The organism is Pseudomonas mandelii (assembly GCF_024138395.1).
GTDB classification, from domain to species: domain Bacteria; phylum Pseudomonadota; class Gammaproteobacteria; order Pseudomonadales; family Pseudomonadaceae; genus Aquipseudomonas; species Aquipseudomonas mandelii_E.
Map to the genome: position 1 here is coordinate 87884 of NZ_JAMYDU010000016.1, position 18463 is coordinate 106346.

Consider the following 18463-nt stretch of genomic DNA (forward strand, 5'->3'; position numbering starts at 1 on the left):
CGCTCGATTCAGGGCGTTTGTTGGGTGACTTCATTGCCGCGGATGACTTCCACGCTCGTCTTGCGCGGTGCTGCGCCGCCGGTGGCGGGTTTGGGTGTGCCGGCCAGGGCCAGTTGACTGAACTGCACCAGTTCGCGATTGGCACTGGCCAGGCTCGCCTTTGATTCGCGGTTGCCGGCCCAGTATTGGTTCAGGCGTTTTTCCTCGGCGCTGCGCACGGCCAGGCGCAGAACCCCGACCTGAGCGGCGAGCATCAGGCGACTCAAGAGGGGTTCGGGGACGGCCAGCAAAACGGTGCGGGCGCTGGCGCGCTGCTGTTCCTGTTTGAGTCTTTCTTCGGTGCTGCGCGCCGGGTTGGCAGGCTGGCCATCGTTCATCAGCCCCAACTGGTCGCCGACACCGAGCACCCGTAGCGCCGGGACCACTACCTGGGCCGATTGCTGGAGGTTGTTGGTGTCCATGCGCAGAAACAGCAGGACATCGACATAGTCGCCGGGGCTCAGTTGACCGCCGACATTGACCACGTCGTCTGCCGCCACGGCCAAGGCGCGCTCATCGGGGCGGATCATTCGCGCCAGTGCACCGCCGGTTTCGAAACTTTCATCATTGAGCCAACTGCCGGCAGTCAGCATGCGCCAAGGCATACGGCCAACGACCTGATCGAGACGGGACAGGCTGCCGGCCGGTGCCGTCCGGAGTTTTTCCACGGTCACGTCGGCGGCGGTGATTGGCTCGAACGGCGCGATGTCACGCAGCAGCACAACCACGGGCTGGCGAGTCGGGTCGTCCGCCGGCGCCAATATCGGGGCCGATGACGTGCCGGGTTGCGCGACGGATTCGGGTGCCGGTTGGCGACTCAGCGCCAGCCCCCAATAACCGGCAATGATGGCGCCTACCAGAAACAGCCCGGCCAGGCCCATGGTGACGCGACTGTTCATGACGGCTCTCCCTTTCCTGCTGCGTAATGCCCCCAAGAGTTTATAAATGAGATGACTTCGCAATCAGGCAGCTATGAACATGGAACTATTTCGCTATTTGACGGTAGCGCAGGTAGAGCAAAAAGCCATTACAGGTCAGTAAATATCTGACAAAAGTAACGGGCTGCAGCCAAAAGGGCTGCTTTATTACGTCGATGAACCGGTTATTACTTAAGTATTAATGCGTTCTTACAGTTGTTGGTCCGGGGTTTGCCGACAATGCTGATGCTGGCAGAGGGGAATCATGTTGCGGCCGTGCAACATTCGCTGCCTTAGGAGACACGTCATGTCCTTTACTAGAGTTATTCAGAAGATCAAAACCGAAGTCATTTTGTTCAAATATCTAGCTAAAGATACGGAAGGTGCATCGGGTATCGAATACGCGATTATTGCGGGTATGGCAGCGGTTTCGTTGGTGGTGTTCATGGAACCTATCTCGACTGCGGTAACCGATATTTTTACCGTGCTCAAGGATTCGCTAGTACCTGCTACTCCTTGATGCAGACCGCTTGCTAACCTGCCAGGGTGGTTCTAACGTCAATGCTTAGTCCATTGCAGGTGATTACTCATGAACGCTCCAGCGCTCCCACGCCAACAGCTTCTTCTGGTCGACGATGAGGAAGATGCGTTGCTGGAACTGGCGGAGTTGCTGGAGGGCGAGGGCTTTACTTGTTTTACGGCAACGTCGGTCAAACTCGCCCTTCATCATTTGACTTGTCATCCTGATATTGCGTTGGTGATTACTGATTTGCGGATGCCGGAGGAGAGTGGCATGTCGTTGATCAAGCGGTTGCGTGAGCATACGGCTCGTCAGCATTTGCCGGTGATCGTGACGTCGGGGCATGCGGATATGGATGATGTGAGCGATATGCTGCGATTGCAGGTGCTGGATTTGTTTCGCAAGCCGATTTATCACGTGCGGTTGTTGGAGACGTTGAATAATTTGTTTCCGCAGCCTCGGGGGGTGGTTAATTCCTGATCTAAAGCCAGACAGCCGACCAACCTTTCCCAGGTGTACGCCGCCCCACTGTAGGAGCGAGGCTTGCCCGCGAAGGCGGCGTGTCAGGCAACATCAATGTTGAATGTTAGACAGCTTTCGCGGGCAAGCCTCGCTCCTACAGTGGAGCCGCGTATGTACCGGATAATCAGGCAACCGGCCGCCACTGCCCCACCATATGCTCAATCTCCCCCGCGCCCATCAACTGAAAATCCCCACTGGACCCCGCCGCGCTGGACATCAGCGTCACTTCACTGGGAAGGCGCACCGGTTTCCTGAACTGCACCGCAATCTCGACGTTTGCCGTCGGCAAATGATCGGTCAGGGCTGCCAGCGTACGGGCCTTGTTCCACAGCCCATGGGCGATGGCGCTAGGGAAACCGAAGAGTTTCGCGCTGATTGCACTCAGGTGGATCGGGTTGTAGTCCCCGGACACCTTGGCGTATCGGCGACCAATGTCCGCCGGCGCTTTCCAGCGGGCGACTTCGGTCAGCGACGGCGTCGATGCAAAAGCTTCCTCGACCGGCTCGCCTTCCAGTTTGACGCCGCGACAGAGCATCTGGCTTTCCGCCTCCCACAGAGGCCCCAACTGATCGTCGAGTGTCGTCACCAAATCGAATGTCGCCCCCTTGGCATGAGGTTTCAGGTTCTGCACTTTCACACTGACCCGCACCCGGTGCACGCCGCCCATGGGGCGCAAGATGCGGATGCGATTGCTCAAGTGAATCAGCCCCAGCAGCGGGAACGGAAACGCTTTGGCAGTGAGCAACTGCATCTGCAAGGCAAACGCCAGGATGTGTGGATATGTCGGTGGTAGCAGCCCGTTGTCGGCGAAGCCACAGACCTTGCGATAAGCCTCCAGGCGTTTCGGATCGACATTGACCCAGCAGTGATAACCAAGGTCAGGCAGTGTGGTGCCGGTGATTTTGCGTCGCGTTGCCGCCTTCACATACAGCGTTTGCAGGCCCGGTTCGCTATTGAGTGTGTGCCAGTCGGTGGTCATGGTCAGGCTCCCAAAACGCTTTGTCCGCAGATGCGCAACGCTTGCCCGGTAAACGCTCCGGTGCCCGGTTGTGCCAGCCAGGCCACGGCTTCGGCGACGTCTTGTGGCAGGCCGCCCTGACCCAGCGAACTCATGCGCCGGCCGGCTTCGCGCAGACCGAAAGGCAAGTGCGCGGTCATTTGGGTTTCGATGAACCCTGGCGCCACCGCATTGATGCTGATACCGCGCTCACTCAACAGCGGTGCCCAGGCTTGGGCCAGGCCGATCAATCCGGCCTTGCTCGCGGCGTAATTGGTTTGCCCGCGATTGCCGGCGATGCCGCTGATGGATGCCAGCAAAATTACTCGGCCGTTGTCACGCAAGGTGCCGCTGTCGAGCAAAGCCTTGGTCAGCACTTGCGGTGCGTTGAGGTTGACTGCCAGCACCGCGTCCCAGAATTCCGGGGTCATGTTGGCGAGGGTTTTGTCCCGGGTGATACCTGCGTTGTGGACCACGATGTCGATGCCATCGGGCAAATGTTCGATCAGTTGTGCGGCGGCGTCTTCGGCGCAGATGTCCAGCGTGATGCCGCGTCCGCCGAGGCGTGCGGCCAAGGCCTCGAGATCGTTCTTGGCCGGTGGCACGTCGAGCAGGATCACCTCGGCGCCGTCGCGAGCGAGGGTTTCAGCGATCGAGGCGCCGATGCCGCGCGCCGCGCCCGTCACCAATGCCTTGCGCCCTGACAACGGGCGACTCCAGTCCATCACCTGCGCCTCACACGCCTTCAAGCGAATGACTTGTCCGGAAATGAACGCGCTTTTGGGCGAGAGGAAAAACCGCAATGGGCCTTCCAGTTGATCTTCGGCACCTTCGCCGACATAGATCAGCTGCAAAGTGCCGCCGCTGCGCAGTTCCTTGGCCAGCGAACGGCTGAAACCTTCCAGGGCGCGTTGGGTGCTGGCGGCGAACGGGTCGCTCAAGGTTTCCGGCGCCCGACCAAGAATCACCAGGTGCGCATGGTGATCGAGGTTTTTCATCAGCGGCTGGAAGAACTCGCGCAGCTGTTTGAGCTGATCGACCTGCACCAGATCACTGGCGTCGTACACCACGGCTTTGAGTTTCTGACCATGGCCGGGAATCCACGCGGTGGCCAGGGTCGGGTCGGCGCCGTAGCTGTAAATCGTGTCGGTCAGGCGGTTGGCGAGAGCGCTGACTTTTTCCGTCAGCGGGCCACCGCCAATCAACAGCGCCCCCTCGATTGGCCGCAATCGGCCTGCTTGCCAGCGTTCCAGTCGTACCGGCGTCGGCAGACCCAAGGCACCGACCACACGATGGCCGATGGACGAATTGGCGAAGTCGATATAGCGGTCAGACATGGATCACGCTCCAGCAGCTGGGGTTAAAAGTGTGGACCAGGAATTGCAATTAGTCGTTCGATCCACGAGATACGGCCTACGCTTGATCATTGCAGGTTAGTTTGTAATGGGACTTTCAGGGAGCGCAGAACCTGTGGGAGCGGGCTTGCCCGCGATAGCGGTGTGTCAGTCAGCAGAGATGTTGAATGGGCCGGCTCCTTCGCGGGCAAGCCCGCTCCCACAGGATATGTGTTCACAATTGAATATCAGGAAGGAGAGCTTTTTCATGACTCAGCTGCGCCGCGTCGCGATTATCGGTGGTAACCGTATCCCCTTTGCGCGGTCCAACGGGCCGTACGCCACTGCCAGTAACCAGTCGATGTTCACCGCAGCGCTGGAAGGCCTGATCGAGCGCTATAACCTGCACGGTGTGCGCATGGGCGAAGTGGCGGCCGGTGCGTTGCTCAAGTATTTGCGCGATTACGGCCTGACCCGCGAATGCGTGCTGGGCTCGCGGTTGTCGCCGATGACGCCGGCCTACGACATCCAGCAAGCCTGCGGCACGGGGCTGGAGGCGACGTTGTTGGTGGCGAACAAAATCGCCCTGGGTCAGATCGAATGTGGCATTGCCGGTGGCGTCGATACAGCCTCGGATGTGCCGATCGGAGTCAACGAAAGCCTGCGCAAGATCCTCTTGCAAGCCAACCGCGCCCGAAGCACCGCCGATAAACTGAAAACCTTCCTGCAACTGCGTCCCCGCCACTTGATGCCCGACTTTCCAAGCATCGGCGAGCCGCGCACCGGTCGGTCTATGGGCGAACACTGTGAAATGATGGCCCAGACCTGGAGCATCCCGCGTGACGAGCAGGATCAGCTGACCCAGGAAAGCCATCAGAAACTGGCCGCGTCCTACGCCGAAGGCTGGCACAACGATTTGATGACGCCGTTCCTCGGCCTGACCCGGGACAACAACCTGCGCCCGGATCTGACCCTGGAAAAACTCGCCTCGCTGAAACCGGCCTTTGAGAAAAGCGCCAAGGGCACCCTGACCGCGGGCAACTCCACACCACTCACCGATGGCGCGTCGGTGGTGCTGCTGGGGAGTGAGGAGTGGGCGAAAGAGCGCGGCTTGCCGATCCTCGCCTATTGGCGGGACGGCGAGGCGGCAGCGGTGGATTTCGTCAACGGTGCCGAAGGGCTGCTGATGGCACCGGCTTATGCCGTGCCGCGTTTACTGGCGCGCAATGGCCTGACCTTGCAGGACTTCGATTACTACGAAATCCACGAAGCATTCGCCGCGCAAGTGCTCTGCACACTCAAGGCCTGGGAAGATCCGGAGTTCTGCAAAACCCGCCTCGGCCTCGACGCGCCGCTGGGCTCCATCGACCGCAATCGGCTCAACGTCAAGGGCAGTTCACTGGCCGCCGGGCATCCATTTGCCGCCACCGGTGCGCGTATCGTCGCCAACCTGGCGAAGCTGCTGAACGCGGCGGGCAAGGGCCGAGGGTTGATCTCGATCTGCGCCGCCGGGGGGCAGGGCGTGACGGCAATTATCGAGCGCTGATTATCGGGTTTACACCCGGTGAACTCTTCAAGCACTGATCGTTCCCACGCTCTGCGTGGGAATGCCTCATTGGACGCTCCGCGTCCGCTTCGGCAGGGACGCGGAGCGTCCCGTGCTGCATTCCCACGCGGAGCGTGGGAACGATCAAACCCAACTTCAGGTTCTGAACCGCCGAACCAACCCATCCAGCTCATTCGACAACCCCGCCAGGCTCTGAGAATCCAGCCGCGCCGAGTTCGCCAGTTCCGCCACCAATTGCGCATCACCATGAATCTGGCTGATGTGGCGATTGATGTCTTCCGCCACTTGATGCTGTTCCTCCGCCGCCGTGGCGATCTGAGTGTTCATGTCGCGAATCACATCCACCGACTCACGAATCTGCCCGAAGCTGCTGCGCGCTTCGCCGATACGGGTCACCGATTGCTGAGACACCTCCAGGCTCGCATGCATTTGCTGCGTCACCTGGCTGGTGCGTTTGGCCAGGTTGCCCAGCAGCCCGTCGATTTCCGCCGTGGAGTCGGCAGTCCGTTTGGCCAGGGCTCGGACTTCATCAGCCACTACCGCAAAACCACGACCCTGTTCACCCGCCCGAGCCGCTTCGATGGCGGCGTTCAGTGCCAGCAGATTGGTCTGTTCGGCGATCGAACGAATGGTCCCGAGGATCGACTGAATGTCGTTGCTATCGCGCTCAAGCTGTTGCATCGATTGCGCCGACTGTTCGATTTCCTGGCTCAAGCGATCAACACTGCTTACTGCGGCATCGATCTGCTGCTGACCTTCGCGCGCCTGGCGCTGGCCGCTGTCAGCCGACTCGGCGGCTTGGCTGCAGGAGCGCGCGACTTCGTTGGCAGTGGCGACCATTTCGTGGAACGCCGTGGACACCATGTCCACCGCTTCACGCTGGCGCCCGGCAGCTTCGGCCATGTCGCTGGACACTTGCGTCGAGCTCTGGGAGGTGGCGAGGATCTTGGTCGCGGCGCCGCCGATGCTCTGAATCAGGTTGCGAATCGCCGCCAGAAACTGGTTGAACCAATTGGCCAATTGAGCCGTTTCGTCGCTGCCACGGATTTGCAGGTTGTTGGTCAGGTCGCCTTCACCTTGGGCGATGCCCTCCAGACCGCTGGCCACGCTGCGGATCGGTCGCACGATCAGGCTGGCGAAACTGGCGCCGACGATGGCAAAGAACACCGCCAGTACCGCCGCGATGATCGCGATCAGCCAGGTCAGTTGGGTGGCCGAACTCATCACGTCGGTCTGCTTGATCAGGCCGATAAAGGTCCAGCCCAGTTGTTCCGACGGCCAGACGTTGGCCATGTAGCGCTCGCCATTGAGCTCGACTTCCACCAGCCCTTTGCTGGCCTTGGCCAATTGCGCGTAACCGTCGCCGAGACTGGTCAGGGCTTTGAAGTTGTGTTCCGGTTGCTTCGGATCGACCAGCACTTTGCCGGTATTTTCCACCAGCATCAGGTAGCCGGTTTCGCCGAGTTTGATCTGTTTGACGATTTCGGTGAGCTGCTTGAGCGTCACGTCGATGCTGACCACGCCGCCATTGCTGCCCAGTTTGTTATCGATGGTGCGCACGGTGCTGACGTAAGTCGCGTCATCCTGAGCCCAGTAATAGGCTTCGGTGCGAAATGGCTTACCGGGTTTGGCCTGCGCGGCTTTATACCAAGGGCGTTGGCGCGGGTCGTAATTGTTCAGTTTGGCATCGTCTGGCCAAGACACGTAACCGCCCGCGGCGGTGCCAAGAATGGCATAGGCATAGGCCGGGTGGCTGTTGCCCAGGTCCTGGAGGAGGGCGAAGATCTTTTTGTCCGACTCGCCTTGGGGAATGCTCTCGGCGTTGGCGCTCATGTAGGTCTTGAGGCTGTCGTCGGAGTTCTTGATCAGCGGTTGGGTGGCCAGGTAATCGACGTTCTGGCTGATGCCGTCAAAGAACAGCTGCATGGCATTGCTGACCTGACGAATCTCCCGGCCGCTGCCGTCGACAAAATTGTCCTTGGCATCGCTGCGCAAGTTCAGTACCACGAGGGTGGCGACCAGCACCACGGGCAAGCAGGCGATGATTGCAAACGCCCAGGTCAACTTCTGTTTGATGTTCATCCGCGCTCCAGTTTTTTCTTGTAGGCCCACGCAGTGCAGATGACTCGCGGATTATTGGCAGCCGAAAATTTTTGATACACCCCATCCTTGAGTGCGCCCTCGTTATCATTGTCGGGGCGGTTGTCGGACAATTCCTTTTCTCTCTAATGACTTCGGCTGAGGAACGTGGAAATTTAGGCCTGTTGAGAAAAATCCGGCGAAGGGTAGGGGCTATGTGTCAGATTCTGTCGCAAATGCTCTTGTAGCCCTTCGTCAACAAGTGGCGCAGGCTCAGCTATGATCCTGAACGGTCAATGGGTTGTGCCGATTAATCCGGCACATTGTGTGCTTCTTGATGTCATGGGAACGTTCATAGGTCGGCAACCCCTCCCGCGAATGAGAGGATTGCCGTATAACGAATGACTTTCGCGTGTTTGGTAATAAAGGACCCACAATAAAAGCTGATGAAGACTCCAAAACGCATTGAACCCCTGATCGAGGACGGTCTGGTCGACGAGGTGCTGCGCCCACTCATGAGTGGTAAAGAAGCAGCTGTTTATGTGGTGCGCTGCGGCAACGAGCTGCGTTGTGCCAAGGTCTACAAGGAGGCGAATAAACGCAGTTTTCGTCAGGCGGCCGAGTATCAGGAAGGCCGTAAGGTGCGCAACAGCCGGCAGGCTCGAGCGATGGCCAAGGGCTCCAAGTTCGGCAAGAAAGAAACCGAAGATGCCTGGCAGAATGCCGAAGTGGCGGCGTTGTTCCGGCTGGCCGGTGCCGGTGTGCGAGTCCCCAAGCCGTATGACTTCCTCGAAGGCGTGCTGCTGATGGAACTGGTGGCCGACGAGTACGGTGATGCCGCGCCGCGTCTGAACGATGTGGTGCTGGAGCCGGACCAGGCGCGCGAATATCACGCGTTTCTGATTTCGCAAATCGTGCTGATGCTGTGTACCGGTCTGGTGCACGGTGACCTGTCCGAGTTCAACGTACTGCTGACGCCGACCGGCCCGGTCATCATTGACCTGCCGCAAGCGGTGGATGCGGCGGGCAATAACCACGCGTTCAATATGCTGGAGCGGGACGTGGGCAACATGGCGTCTTACTTCGGTCGTTTTGCACCGGAGTTGAAACGCACCAAGTACGCCAAGGAAATGTGGGCGTTGTACGAAGCCGGCACTTTGCACCCGGCCAGTGTGTTGACCGGCGAGTTCGACGAGCCGGAAGAACTGGCGGACGTCGGCGGGATCATGCGCGAGATCGAGGCGGCCCGTCTCGATGAAGAGCGGCGTCAAGCGGTTCGGGCGGCGGATGATGCGCCACCGAGCAAGACCGAAGAGCCGCCTCCACCGTGGATGCAGTGATCGGTTGACCAAAACCCGGCTTCGGCCGGGTTTTTTGTAGATGCTTTTTTGGGATCGCGGCGTCTGCATCGCGGGCAAGCCACGCTCCCACAGGTTTTGTGTCGCCCCGGATTCTATGATCGACACCTGACCTGTGGGAGCGTGGCTTGCCCGCGATGGCGTCAGAACAGACAATCCAGCACGGCGATACTCCCCACACTCAAGGACTGAATGTGAACTCCACCCGCAATGCCCAACTGATCATCGCCGCCCAGCTGATTTCGGACTTCGGCGCTTTCCTCAACATGGTTGCCTCTGGCCACCTACGTTTACCTGCTCAGCAACAGCGCCATGAGTGTCGGCATCTTCCTCGCCAGCCGTGTAGCCGGGGGGATTTTTGCCAGTCTGATCGGCACCCGGTTCTATCGCCGCTGGGCCGGGCGCTTGCCGCTGATTGCCTTCGACCTGCTGCGCGCCGGTTTGCTGGGCTTGCTGCTGGTGTTGCCGGTCACCCAACAAACGCTGCTGCTACCGCTGATCGCGTTCGGCCTGGGGTTCGGCAATTCGATGTTCGCCATCGGCCTCAACAGCCAATTACCGCACATGATCGATAAGGCGCAGCTGCTCAGGACCAATGCCTGGATTACCTCGGCGTCGTCCGCGGCGATGGTCGGCGGGAGTCTGGTGGCGGGTTTGTTGGTGGCGGGGTTTGGCTTTGAAACGGTGTTTGCCCTGAACGTGGTCACTTACCTGCTGGCGGCGTTGTTGATAGTGCCGCTGCGGTTTCCCAGACCTGCACCCCGTGATGAACCCCTTCACCAACAAGGCGAATGGACGGCCCTGCGTCAGGGCTTACGCACGGCACCGGTACTGACGGCGATGCTTGCCGTCGCGATGGCCGATACCCTTGGCAGCGCCGCGCACAACGTCGGCCTCCCGATCATTTCAAAACTGCTGACACCCGAGTCGGCCAGCACCACTCTGGGCCTGATGCTGGCGGTCTGGGCCATTGGGAAATTCATCGGTGCGCGAATCGCCAGTCGCCTGAAAGGTACGGACAACGCGCACCTTGAACGGCGATTTTTCTTTGGCGTTTTACTGATGTCCTGCGGCTTCATCCTGATGTTCCAACAGCAAACCCTTTACGGCTTGCTGCTGTTTTCATTTCCAGCAGGCTTGGGCGACGGGTTCTCGGAAGTCGGCCTGATGTCGCGCCTGCAACGTGAACCGGACAACCTGCGCCTGCCGATTTTCAGCTTTCTGACGCTGCTGCAAATGACCGGGTTCGGCATCGGCATGTTGATCGCCGCGCCGTTCTATTCCTGGTGGACGCCCGGCTCAGTGGTGTTGTTGTTCCACGGCATTCCCCTCACCACGTTGCTGGTGGCGAAGGGGTTGGCGCTCAGGAATGGGCGGGTTCGGCGCAGCAGCCCGACGCCAGCTCCTTGAGAATCGGGCAGTCCGGCCGGTGGTCGCCGTGGCAATGTTCTACCAGGTCTTGCAGGGTGTCGCGCAGTTGGCCAAGTTCGCGAATCTTCTGATTCAGCTCGTCAATGTGCTGACGGGCCAGCGCCTTCACATCGGCGCTGGCTCGCTGACGGTCCTGCCAGAGGGTCAGCAGTTTGCCGACCTCTTCCAGCGAGAAACCCAAATCCCGAGAGCGCTTGATGAACGCCAGAGTATGCAGATCGTCGTCGCCATAGACCCGATAGCCACTGTCGGTGCGATGGGCCGCCTTGAGCAGGCCGATGGATTCGTAGTAACGAATCATTTTCGCGCTCAGACCGCTCTGGCGGGCCGCTTGGCCAATGTTCATCGATTGTCCTCCAGGTCTTTGGGTTTCCAGGTTTTCAACAGTAACGCATTGCTGACCACGCTGACGCTCGACAGCGCCATGGCCGCGCCGGCCAGCACCGGGTTGAGGAAGCCGAACGCCGCCAGTGGCAGGCCGATCAGGTTATAGACGAAGGCCCAGAACAGGTTTTGGCGAATCTTCGCGTAGGTCTTGCGGCTGATTTCCAGCGCCGCCGGCACCAGCCGTGGATCGCCGCGCATCAGGGTGATGCCGGCGGCGTGCATGGCAACGTCGGTGCCGCCACCCATGGCGATGCCGATGTCTGCCGCGGCAAGGGCCGGCGCGTCGTTGATGCCGTCGCCGACCATTGCCACCACGCCGGTTTTTTTCAATGCGGCGACGGTGGCGGCTTTGTCCGCCGGCAATACTTCGGCGTGGACATCGCTGATCCCCAGCGCCTCGGCGACCACTTTGGCGCTACCGCGGTTATCCCCGGTCAGTAAGTGGCTGCTGATGTTTCGTGCGCTCAGCTGTTGCACCGCTTGCAGAGCGCCGGGTTTGAGCGTGTCACCGAAGGCGAACAGGCCGAGCACTCGCGGTTCGGGGCTTTGTTCGATCAGCCAGGACAGGGTCCGGCCTTCGGTTTCCCAAGCGCTTGCGGAGTCGGCCAATGGCCCGGCGCTCAGGCCACTTTCTTCCAGCAGACGCCGATTGCCCAACGCCAATCGCCGACCATCGAGATTGCCGGCAATGCCGCGCCCGGTCAGCGATTGACTGTCGCTGACATCCGCCACGGTCAAGCCACGCTCGGCGCAGGCATCCAGCACAGCCTTGGCCAACGGGTGCTCGCTACCGCGTTGCAGTGCCCCCGCCATTTGCAGCAGAGCAGCATCGTCACCTTCGATGGCACTCAGATGAGCGATGCGTGGTGTACCCGAAGTCAGCGTGCCGGTCTTGTCGAACACCACGGCGCTGACTTCATGAGCACGCTCCAGCGCTTCGGCGTCTTTGATCAAAATCCCGTAGCGCGCCGCCACACCGGTGCCGGCCATGATTGCCGTCGGCGTGGCCAGCCCGAGTGCACAAGGGCAGGCGATCACCAACACTGCGACGGCGTTGATCAACGCGGTTTCCAGTGGCGCGCCGTACAGCCACCAACCGATCAAGGTCGCCAGCGCGATCAATAGCACCGCCGGGACGAACACCTGACTGACTTTATCCACCAGTTTCTGGATCGGTGCTTTTGCCGCCTGCGCGTCTTCGACCAGGCGGATGATCCGCGCCAGCACGGTTTCTGCACCGAGCGCCAAAGTCCGAACCAGCAGCCGACCTTCGCCATTGATGGCGCCGCCGGTGACCTTGTCGCCCGGTTGTTTCGGTACCGGCAGGCTTTCGCCGCTGATCAGTGCTTCATCGGCGTGACTCTGGCCTTCCACCACTTCGCCATCCACCGGGAAGCGTTCGCCGGGTTTGACCATGACCAGATCGTTGAGGCGCAAAGCGCTGATCGCGACGTCCTGTTCGCGGCCATCGATCACCTGAATGGCTCGCTCCGGACGCAAGGCTTCAAGGGCGCGGATGGCGCTGGCGGTCTGGCGCTTGGCGCGGCTTTCCAGGTATTTGCCCAACAGCACCAGAGCGATCACCACCGCCGAGGCTTCGAAATACAGATGCGGCATGCGGCCCGCAGCGGTGGCCCACTCGTAAACGCTCAGGCCATAACCGGCGCTGGTGCCCAGGGCTACCAGCAAATCCATGTTGCCGGCGCCGGCGCGCACGGCTTTCCACGCAGCGACATAGAAGCGTGCGCCGAAGATGAACTGCACCGGCGTGGCCAACGCAAACTGCACCCACGCCGGGAGCATCCAGTGCACGCCGAAAGGTTGCAGCACCATCGGCAGCACCAGCGGCAAGGCGAGGGCGATGGCCGCCAGCAAGGCCCAGCGTTCGCGGTGCAGGCGTTGTTGTTGATTGTCGGTTTGCGGGTGGTCGACTTCCCAGACGCTGGCGGAGTAACCGGCCTTGGTCACGGCGCCGATCAAGATTTGCGGATCGATTTGACCGAGGAGTTCGAGGTGCGCCCGTTCGTTGGCCAGGTTGACGCTGACACTTTTGACTCCCGGCACCTTGGCCAGTGCCCGTTCGACGCGACCGACACATGACGCGCAGGTCATGCCTTCGATGCTTAATTCCAGGCTCTGCTGTGGCACGCTGTACCCGGCCTGTTGCACCGCGTCCATCAAGGCCGGCAGGCTGTCGCTGGGCGCTTGAACCCGAGCCTGTTCGGTGGCCAGGTTGACGCTGACGGCCGTGGCACCGAGAACTTTGCTCAAGGCACGCTCGACACGCCCGGCGCAACTGGCGCAGGTCATGCCGGCAATCGGCAGATCGAAAGTGGTGGATTCGGACATCGGTCACGCTCCCTGTAGAAATTGCCTACAGGATCAACCTTGCCATGCGGGCAAGGTCAAGCGCCACTCTGCAAATCGTTGCGGGCCCATGCAGAGCGCGACTTTGCACTTTGTAGGAGCGAGGCTTGCCCGCGAAGAGGCCATCAAATTCAACATCAATGCCGACTGTTATGGCCTCTTCGCGGGCAAGTCGGATCGCCGCACCGCTCGCTCCTACGGGTTAGGTGGTGATCAATATCCGAGGGCAGCAGGCTTGAGGTACATCCCTTCCTGCGTCATCGCAATCCGGAACTTCAACACATCCCCGGCCTTGAGCGTGATGTTCTGCGAACCCGGCGCGAGCATGCCCGGGTTGCAACCTGGCGCTTGGCCCGGCAGCAGTTTGAGGCGCAGGGACACATTGCCTGGCGGCAGGTTGAACGAGGTGCTCTGTTCCTGGAACAGTCGCGCCGATAGCTGATCCTGGATGTACACGCCGATCTCGCAGGAAGTTGAAACCTCCAGGCGCTCGCGGGAAATGATCAGCACGCCGTAGTCCTCCCCGGCGGCTTGAACCGAAGGTGTCGCGGCAAATAGGCTGAGGAAGCCAAACAGGCTGAGAGCTGACCAGCGCATGGCTGAATCTCCTGATGTCGAGTCATAGATGGACGCAGCTTGGCCGAGCACGGCGCCGATTGCCAGCCCGGCAGCTTGCTTGAGAACTTGACCTTGCCATGGTGGCAAGCTCGAGACTGCCACCAACCCTCATTGAAGGGCCCCATCAAGGAGACGTCCCATGCAAGTGTTCAACGTTGAAGGCATGTCCTGCGGTCATTGCGTCAAGGCCATCACCCAAGCGCTGCAAGCCAAGGATCCGGCAGCCAGCGTGCGCATTGATCTGGCGGCAAAAGAAGTCGGCGTTGAAAGTGCGCTGACGGCCGATCAGGTAATCGCCGCGATCAGCGAAGAGGGTTATGGCGTCAAACTGGCCTGAGTTTTTTAATAGTTAGCGACCTAACGGAATGTTCAAGGCGTCCACGCCCGGCTAGACTGTTGGCCTGCCGATCCATGGCCAACCTGCATGCCCAACCTGGACGCCTGATGAACCTTCGCACAATCCTGATTCTTGGTGCCTTGAGCGCTTTCGGTCCGCTGGCGATCGATTTCTATCTGCCGGCATTCCCGGCGATGGCGCTCGCTTTCGGCACCGACGAAAAACACGTTCAACTGACCCTGGCCGCCTATTTCCTCGGTCTGTCCATTGGCCAACTGGCGTACGGCCCGGTGGCGGATCGCTTTGGGCGACGGATTCCCTTGCTGACAGGCGTCGGCTTGTTCACCGCCGCTTCATTGGCCTGTGCCTATGCGCCGACTCTGGAATGGCTGATCGGCGCACGTTTCGTCCAGGCGCTGGGCGGTTGCGCAGGCATGGTGATTGCGCGGGCGGTGGTCAGCGATAAATGCGATGCCGTGGGTTCGGCGAAGGTCTTTTCGCAGTTGATGCTGGTGATGGGCCTGGCACCGATTCTTGCGCCGATGCTGGGCGGGTTGCTGGTTAACACGACGGGCTGGCAATCGATCTTTCTGGTGCTGACCGGTTTCAGTGCACTGGCAGGGTTGGCGGTGGCCCTCGGGCTGCCGGAAAGTCTGCCGGCCCATGTGTCACGCCAACCGTTGTCGGGCGCGCTGCGTCAGTACGGTCGGTTGTTGGCGGATCCGATCTTCCTCGGTCATGCCCTGACCGGTGGCATCGCCATCGCCGGGATGTTTGCCTACATCGCCGGTTCACCGTTCGTCTTCATCAAACTCTATGGTGTGCCGGCCGAGCATTTTGGCTGGCTGTTCGGCATTAACGCGGCGGGTTTCATTCTGGTTGCCCAGGTGAATGCCCGGATGCTGGCCAAGCGCGGCCCGACCTTTTTACTGGCGCGTACCGTCTGGCTCTATCTGGTGGGCGGTCTGGCCCTGTTGGCGGTCAGCGCGTTGCACACCGCGCAGTTGTGGCCGTTGCTGATTCCGCTTTTTCTCTGCATCGCCAGCCTGGGTTGTATTGTGCCCAACGCCTCGGCCTGCGCCATGAACGGGCAGGGCGCGCGGGCGGGCAGTGCCTCGGCGATGCTTGGTTGCCTGCAGTTCAGCGTCGCCGCCGGGGCCGCAGCATTGGTGGGTGTTTTGCACGATGGCAGCGCCATGCCGATGGCCATGGTCATCAGCCTGTGCGGGATTCTGGTGGTGAGCGCGGCGATGCTCACCCGGCGTTTGCAAAATGCCCGGGCGCTGGTGCAAGCCCAGGTCTGAGGACGGACTCAGCCAGCAGCGCGCTGCTGACGGTCGGGAATCTGATGGGGCGCGTGCAAACGCGCTTCAAGCGTTTTAGTGAAGGCCAAGGCTTCGGCTTCACTGCGAAACGTCACAGCGTGTTGATCCAGACGGACCTGCCAGCAGGATTTTGCCACTTCTTTGATCAGGATCTTCATTGCTGAGCTCCTTTCGTAAAATGATTGTTCGCAGAGTTTTCGATTGTAGACCTGAATACGATCGTAATTATGACAACGGTCAATTCTCTGACTGACGGCAAAAGATCGCCATCATCCCCTGTAGGAGCTGCCGAAGGCTCGGGCCGCGTTCGGACGATCTTTTGATCTTGCTTTTTAGAACACTAAAATCAAAAGATCGCAGCCTCCGGCAGCTCCTACTCTTCAGAACCCTTCAAGCACAATTTTACCCTTGGACTTGCCGCTCTCCAACAGCTCATGGGCACGCCGCAGGTTGGCCGCGTTGATGGTTCCGAAGTGTTCGCCGACCGTGGTCTTCAGCGTGCCGGCATCGATCAGCCCCGCAACGCGGTTGAGCAATTTGTGTTGCTCGATCATGTCTGCGGTTTCGAACAGCGAGCGGGTGTACATGAATTCCCAGTGCAGCGACAGGCTCTTGCGTTTGAGCTTGGTCACGTCCAGCGACTTCGGATCATCGATCAGCGCCAGTTTGCCTTGCGGTGCCAACGCCTCCACCAATTGGTCCAGGTGTTGATCGGTCTGAGTCAGGCTGGCGACGTGGGTCACCTGCTCGAACCCCGCACGTTTGAGTTCTTCACTCAGCGGCTGACTATGATCGATCACCTGATCGGCGCCCAGGTCTCGCACCCAGCTCTGGGTTTGTGCACGGGAAGCGGTGCCAATGACCTTCAGCCCGGTGAGCTGGCTGGCCAATTGCGTGAGGATCGAACCCACACCGCCGGCGGCACCGACGATCAGCAGGCTCTGGCCCTCATCGGTTTTGCCTTCGCGCACTTGCAGGCGTTCGAACAGCAGTTCCCACGCGGTGATGGCGGTTAGCGGCAGGGCGGCGGCTTCGGCGAAACCGAGTGTTTTCGGCATATGGCCGACGATGCGCTCGTCCACCACATGCAACTCGCTATTGCCGCCGGCACGGGCGATGGAGCCGGCATAGAACACCTTGTCGCCGGCCTTGAACAAGGTCACTTCACTGCCGACAGCCTTGACCACACCGGCCACGTCCCAGCCCAGCACCTTTGCCGTGCCACCTTCAGGCTGGACGTTCTGGCGAACCTTGGTGTCCACCGGGTTGACCGAGATGGCTTTGACCTCCACCAACAGGTCGCGCGGGCCGGCGACCGGTTCTGGCAGTTCGATGTCTTGCAGGGATTTTTCGTCGCTGATGGGCAAGGACGCGTAGTAGGCAATGGCTTTCATGGTGGGTTCCTGAGAGGTAATGATTTCGATGGGACAGATGATTGGTTATTTCCCGGCAAGATAAAACCCGCTAAAAGAGCAGTCTCTTTCAATATTTTTTTGATAATCGAGGCTGAGGATGTTGCGTTTCGATGACTTGCAGTTGTTCGTTCGGGCCGCGGACCTGGGCAGTCTGTCGGCAGCGGCGCGGGGGATGGATATGTCGGCGGCGGTGGCCAGTGCGGCGTTGAAGCGCATCGAACAACAACTCGGCGCGCGCTTGCTCGCCCGTTCCACCCGCAGCCTGCGCCTGACCGCGGAAGGTGAGGGTTTTCTGGAATACGCCCGGGCAGCCTTGAGCAATCTCGATGAGGGCCGCCGCTTGCTGGCCAGCGGGCAGGATCAGGTCAGCGGAATGTTGCAGCTGTCGGCGCCTTCGGATTTCGGGCGCAACCTGCTGTTGCCATGGCTCGACGAATTTCAGCGCGAGCATCCGAAACTCACGGTACGGTTGCTGCTGGGCGACCGCATCGCCGACCTGTTCCGCCAACCGGTGGACATTGCCCTGCGTTATGGCGAGCCGGAAGACTCGAGCCTGGTGGCGTTGCCCATCGCCCCGCAGAACCGTCGTGTGCTCTGTGCGGCGCCGAGTTACCTGGCCCGGCATGGCGAACCTCGGCATCTGGAGCAACTGGCCCAGCACAATTGCCTGTTGTTCATGCTCGGCAGCCGGGTTCACGATCACTGGAGTTTCCACGATGGCAAACGCGAAGTGAGCCTGACGGTCAGTGGCGATCGCTTCAGTGACGACGCCGATGTTGTGCGTCTGTGGGCCATAGCGGGGGCGGGGGTTGCCTATAAGTCCTGGCTTGATGTCGCCGCCGATGTGTTGGCCGGTCGATTGAAAGTGCTGATGCCGGAGCTGCTTTGTGAGCGCGCACCGCTGAATTTGCTGTGCGCCCATCGCGCACAATTGAGTAAGCCGGTGAATCTTTTGCGGGAAATGCTTGCCAGCCGATGCGCTCATATAAGCAGTCAATTTCCGACGAAATCGGATGTCGATCATTAGTCGCAGGCAAATAGCGAAATTTCTGTCAGGAACTATCACCACCAATGGAGCCCCGAGGGCAGGAACCGGCGGTTAACCCGCTTATACTAGCGCCCGCCTCATGTACGCACCGTCGACCTCGCAATGGCGAGTTCAGGTTCGATTCGGTCATACCCGATGGTCATCACCGGACCTTCGTTGCACCCGCGAAGCATGGCCTGGGTGAGTGGGTGACTTTGCCCGG

The 18463-nt window shown here is 60.3% G+C and carries 16 protein-coding genes and 2 pseudogenes; 8 read left to right on the forward strand and 10 right to left on the reverse strand.

What is annotated here, in order from left to right; translation table 11 throughout:
* Nucleotides 1-8: 8 nt before the first annotated feature.
* Nucleotides 9-938, reverse strand: a complete 930-nt coding sequence (cpaB, locus tag NHU87_RS20795; RefSeq protein ID WP_253552146.1) for a Flp pilus assembly protein CpaB — start codon at nt 936-938, stop codon at nt 9-11.
* Between the two features lie 325 nt (nt 939-1263).
* On the opposite strand from cpaB, the gene NHU87_RS20800 reads away from it, so the two are divergent.
* Together NHU87_RS20800 and NHU87_RS20805 are read left to right on the forward strand one after the other, a co-directional pair.
* Nucleotides 1264-1476, forward strand: coding sequence for a Flp family type IVb pilin (locus tag NHU87_RS20800; RefSeq protein WP_253552148.1), 213 nt, complete (start codon nt 1264-1266; stop codon nt 1474-1476).
* Nucleotides 1477-1545: 69 nt separating this feature from the next.
* Nucleotides 1546-1956 carry a response regulator gene (locus NHU87_RS20805; RefSeq protein ID WP_253552150.1) on the forward strand — a complete coding sequence of 137 codons (411 nt, stop codon included), beginning with the start codon at nt 1546-1548 and terminating at the stop codon, nt 1954-1956.
* Between the two features lie 166 nt (nt 1957-2122).
* Here NHU87_RS20805 and NHU87_RS20810 read toward each other — a convergent pair whose 3' ends face one another.
* Together NHU87_RS20810 and NHU87_RS20815 are read right to left on the reverse strand one after the other, a co-directional pair.
* Nucleotides 2123-2977, reverse strand: a complete 855-nt coding sequence (locus tag NHU87_RS20810; protein WP_253552152.1) for a MaoC family dehydratase — start codon at nt 2975-2977, stop codon at nt 2123-2125.
* A 2-nt stretch (nt 2978-2979) separates the two neighbouring features.
* On the reverse strand, nt 2980-4332 hold the full coding sequence (locus NHU87_RS20815; protein ID WP_253552154.1) for a 3-oxoacyl-ACP reductase: 1353 nt from the start codon (nt 4330-4332) through the stop codon (nt 2980-2982).
* Between the two features lie 265 nt (nt 4333-4597).
* On the opposite strand from NHU87_RS20815, the gene NHU87_RS20820 reads away from it, so the two are divergent.
* Entirely contained in the window at nt 4598-5875 is a 1278-nt protein-coding gene (locus NHU87_RS20820) for an acetyl-CoA C-acetyltransferase (protein ID WP_253552156.1), read from the forward strand.
* 156 nt (nt 5876-6031) lie between these two features.
* Here the strand turns inward: NHU87_RS20820 and NHU87_RS28700 are convergent, their stop codons facing one another.
* The gene (locus NHU87_RS28700) at nt 6032-6799 is read right to left on the reverse strand and encodes a methyl-accepting chemotaxis protein (RefSeq protein ID WP_370694472.1); all 768 of its coding nucleotides are present in this window, start codon (nt 6797-6799) and stop codon (nt 6032-6034) included.
* Between the two features lie 90 nt (nt 6800-6889).
* Nucleotides 6890-7978 (reverse strand): annotated as a pseudogene (locus NHU87_RS28705) (cache domain-containing protein); the annotation flags it as partial.
* 443 nt (nt 7979-8421) lie between these two features.
* Between NHU87_RS28705 and NHU87_RS20830 the strand changes: the two are divergent.
* A complete protein-coding gene (locus NHU87_RS20830) occupies nt 8422-9315 on the forward strand; it encodes a PA4780 family RIO1-like protein kinase (RefSeq protein ID WP_253552160.1) in 894 nt (297 codons plus the stop codon).
* Between the two features lie 212 nt (nt 9316-9527).
* Nucleotides 9528-10743, forward strand: a pseudogene (locus NHU87_RS20835) (MFS transporter).
* On the opposite strand, the gene cueR reads toward NHU87_RS20835, so the two are convergent.
* The 3 genes from cueR to NHU87_RS20850 all read right to left on the reverse strand — a co-directional run bounded on the left by cueR (nt 10697) and on the right by NHU87_RS20850 (nt 14115).
* On the reverse strand, nt 10697-11110 hold the full coding sequence (cueR, locus tag NHU87_RS20840) for a Cu(I)-responsive transcriptional regulator (RefSeq protein WP_007907120.1): 414 nt from the start codon (nt 11108-11110) through the stop codon (nt 10697-10699). The pseudogene NHU87_RS20835 and the gene cueR overlap by 47 nt on opposite strands.
* Nucleotides 11107-13500, reverse strand: a complete 2394-nt coding sequence (locus NHU87_RS20845) for a heavy metal translocating P-type ATPase (protein ID WP_253552163.1) — start codon at nt 13498-13500, stop codon at nt 11107-11109. The genes cueR and NHU87_RS20845 overlap by 4 nt, the downstream gene beginning before the upstream one ends.
* A gap of 231 nt (nt 13501-13731) precedes the next feature.
* The gene (locus tag NHU87_RS20850) at nt 13732-14115 is read right to left on the reverse strand and encodes a hypothetical protein (protein ID WP_253552165.1); all 384 of its coding nucleotides are present in this window, start codon (nt 14113-14115) and stop codon (nt 13732-13734) included.
* A gap of 160 nt (nt 14116-14275) precedes the next feature.
* Here NHU87_RS20850 and NHU87_RS20855 point away from each other — a divergent pair, with 160 nt between their 5' ends.
* Both NHU87_RS20855 and NHU87_RS20860 read left to right on the forward strand, forming a co-directional pair.
* The gene (locus NHU87_RS20855; protein ID WP_008069687.1) at nt 14276-14473 is read left to right on the forward strand and encodes a heavy-metal-associated domain-containing protein; all 198 of its coding nucleotides are present in this window, start codon (nt 14276-14278) and stop codon (nt 14471-14473) included.
* Between the two features lie 107 nt (nt 14474-14580).
* On the forward strand, nt 14581-15777 hold the full coding sequence (locus NHU87_RS20860; RefSeq protein WP_253552167.1) for a multidrug effflux MFS transporter: 1197 nt from the start codon (nt 14581-14583) through the stop codon (nt 15775-15777).
* Between the two features lie 8 nt (nt 15778-15785).
* Here the strand turns inward: NHU87_RS20860 and NHU87_RS20865 are convergent, their stop codons facing one another.
* Both NHU87_RS20865 and NHU87_RS20870 read right to left on the reverse strand, forming a co-directional pair.
* On the reverse strand, nt 15786-15956 hold the full coding sequence (locus NHU87_RS20865) for a hypothetical protein (RefSeq protein ID WP_253552169.1): 171 nt from the start codon (nt 15954-15956) through the stop codon (nt 15786-15788).
* Nucleotides 15957-16178: 222 nt separating this feature from the next.
* Complete coding sequence (locus NHU87_RS20870) at nt 16179-17192, reverse strand: zinc-binding alcohol dehydrogenase family protein (protein WP_253552171.1); 1014 nt, start codon at nt 17190-17192, stop codon at nt 16179-16181.
* Between the two features lie 118 nt (nt 17193-17310).
* Between NHU87_RS20870 and NHU87_RS20875 the strand changes: the two genes are divergently transcribed.
* Nucleotides 17311-18240, forward strand: coding sequence for a LysR family transcriptional regulator (locus tag NHU87_RS20875; RefSeq protein WP_253552173.1), 930 nt, complete (start codon nt 17311-17313; stop codon nt 18238-18240).
* Nucleotides 18241-18463: the final 223 nt, after the last annotated feature.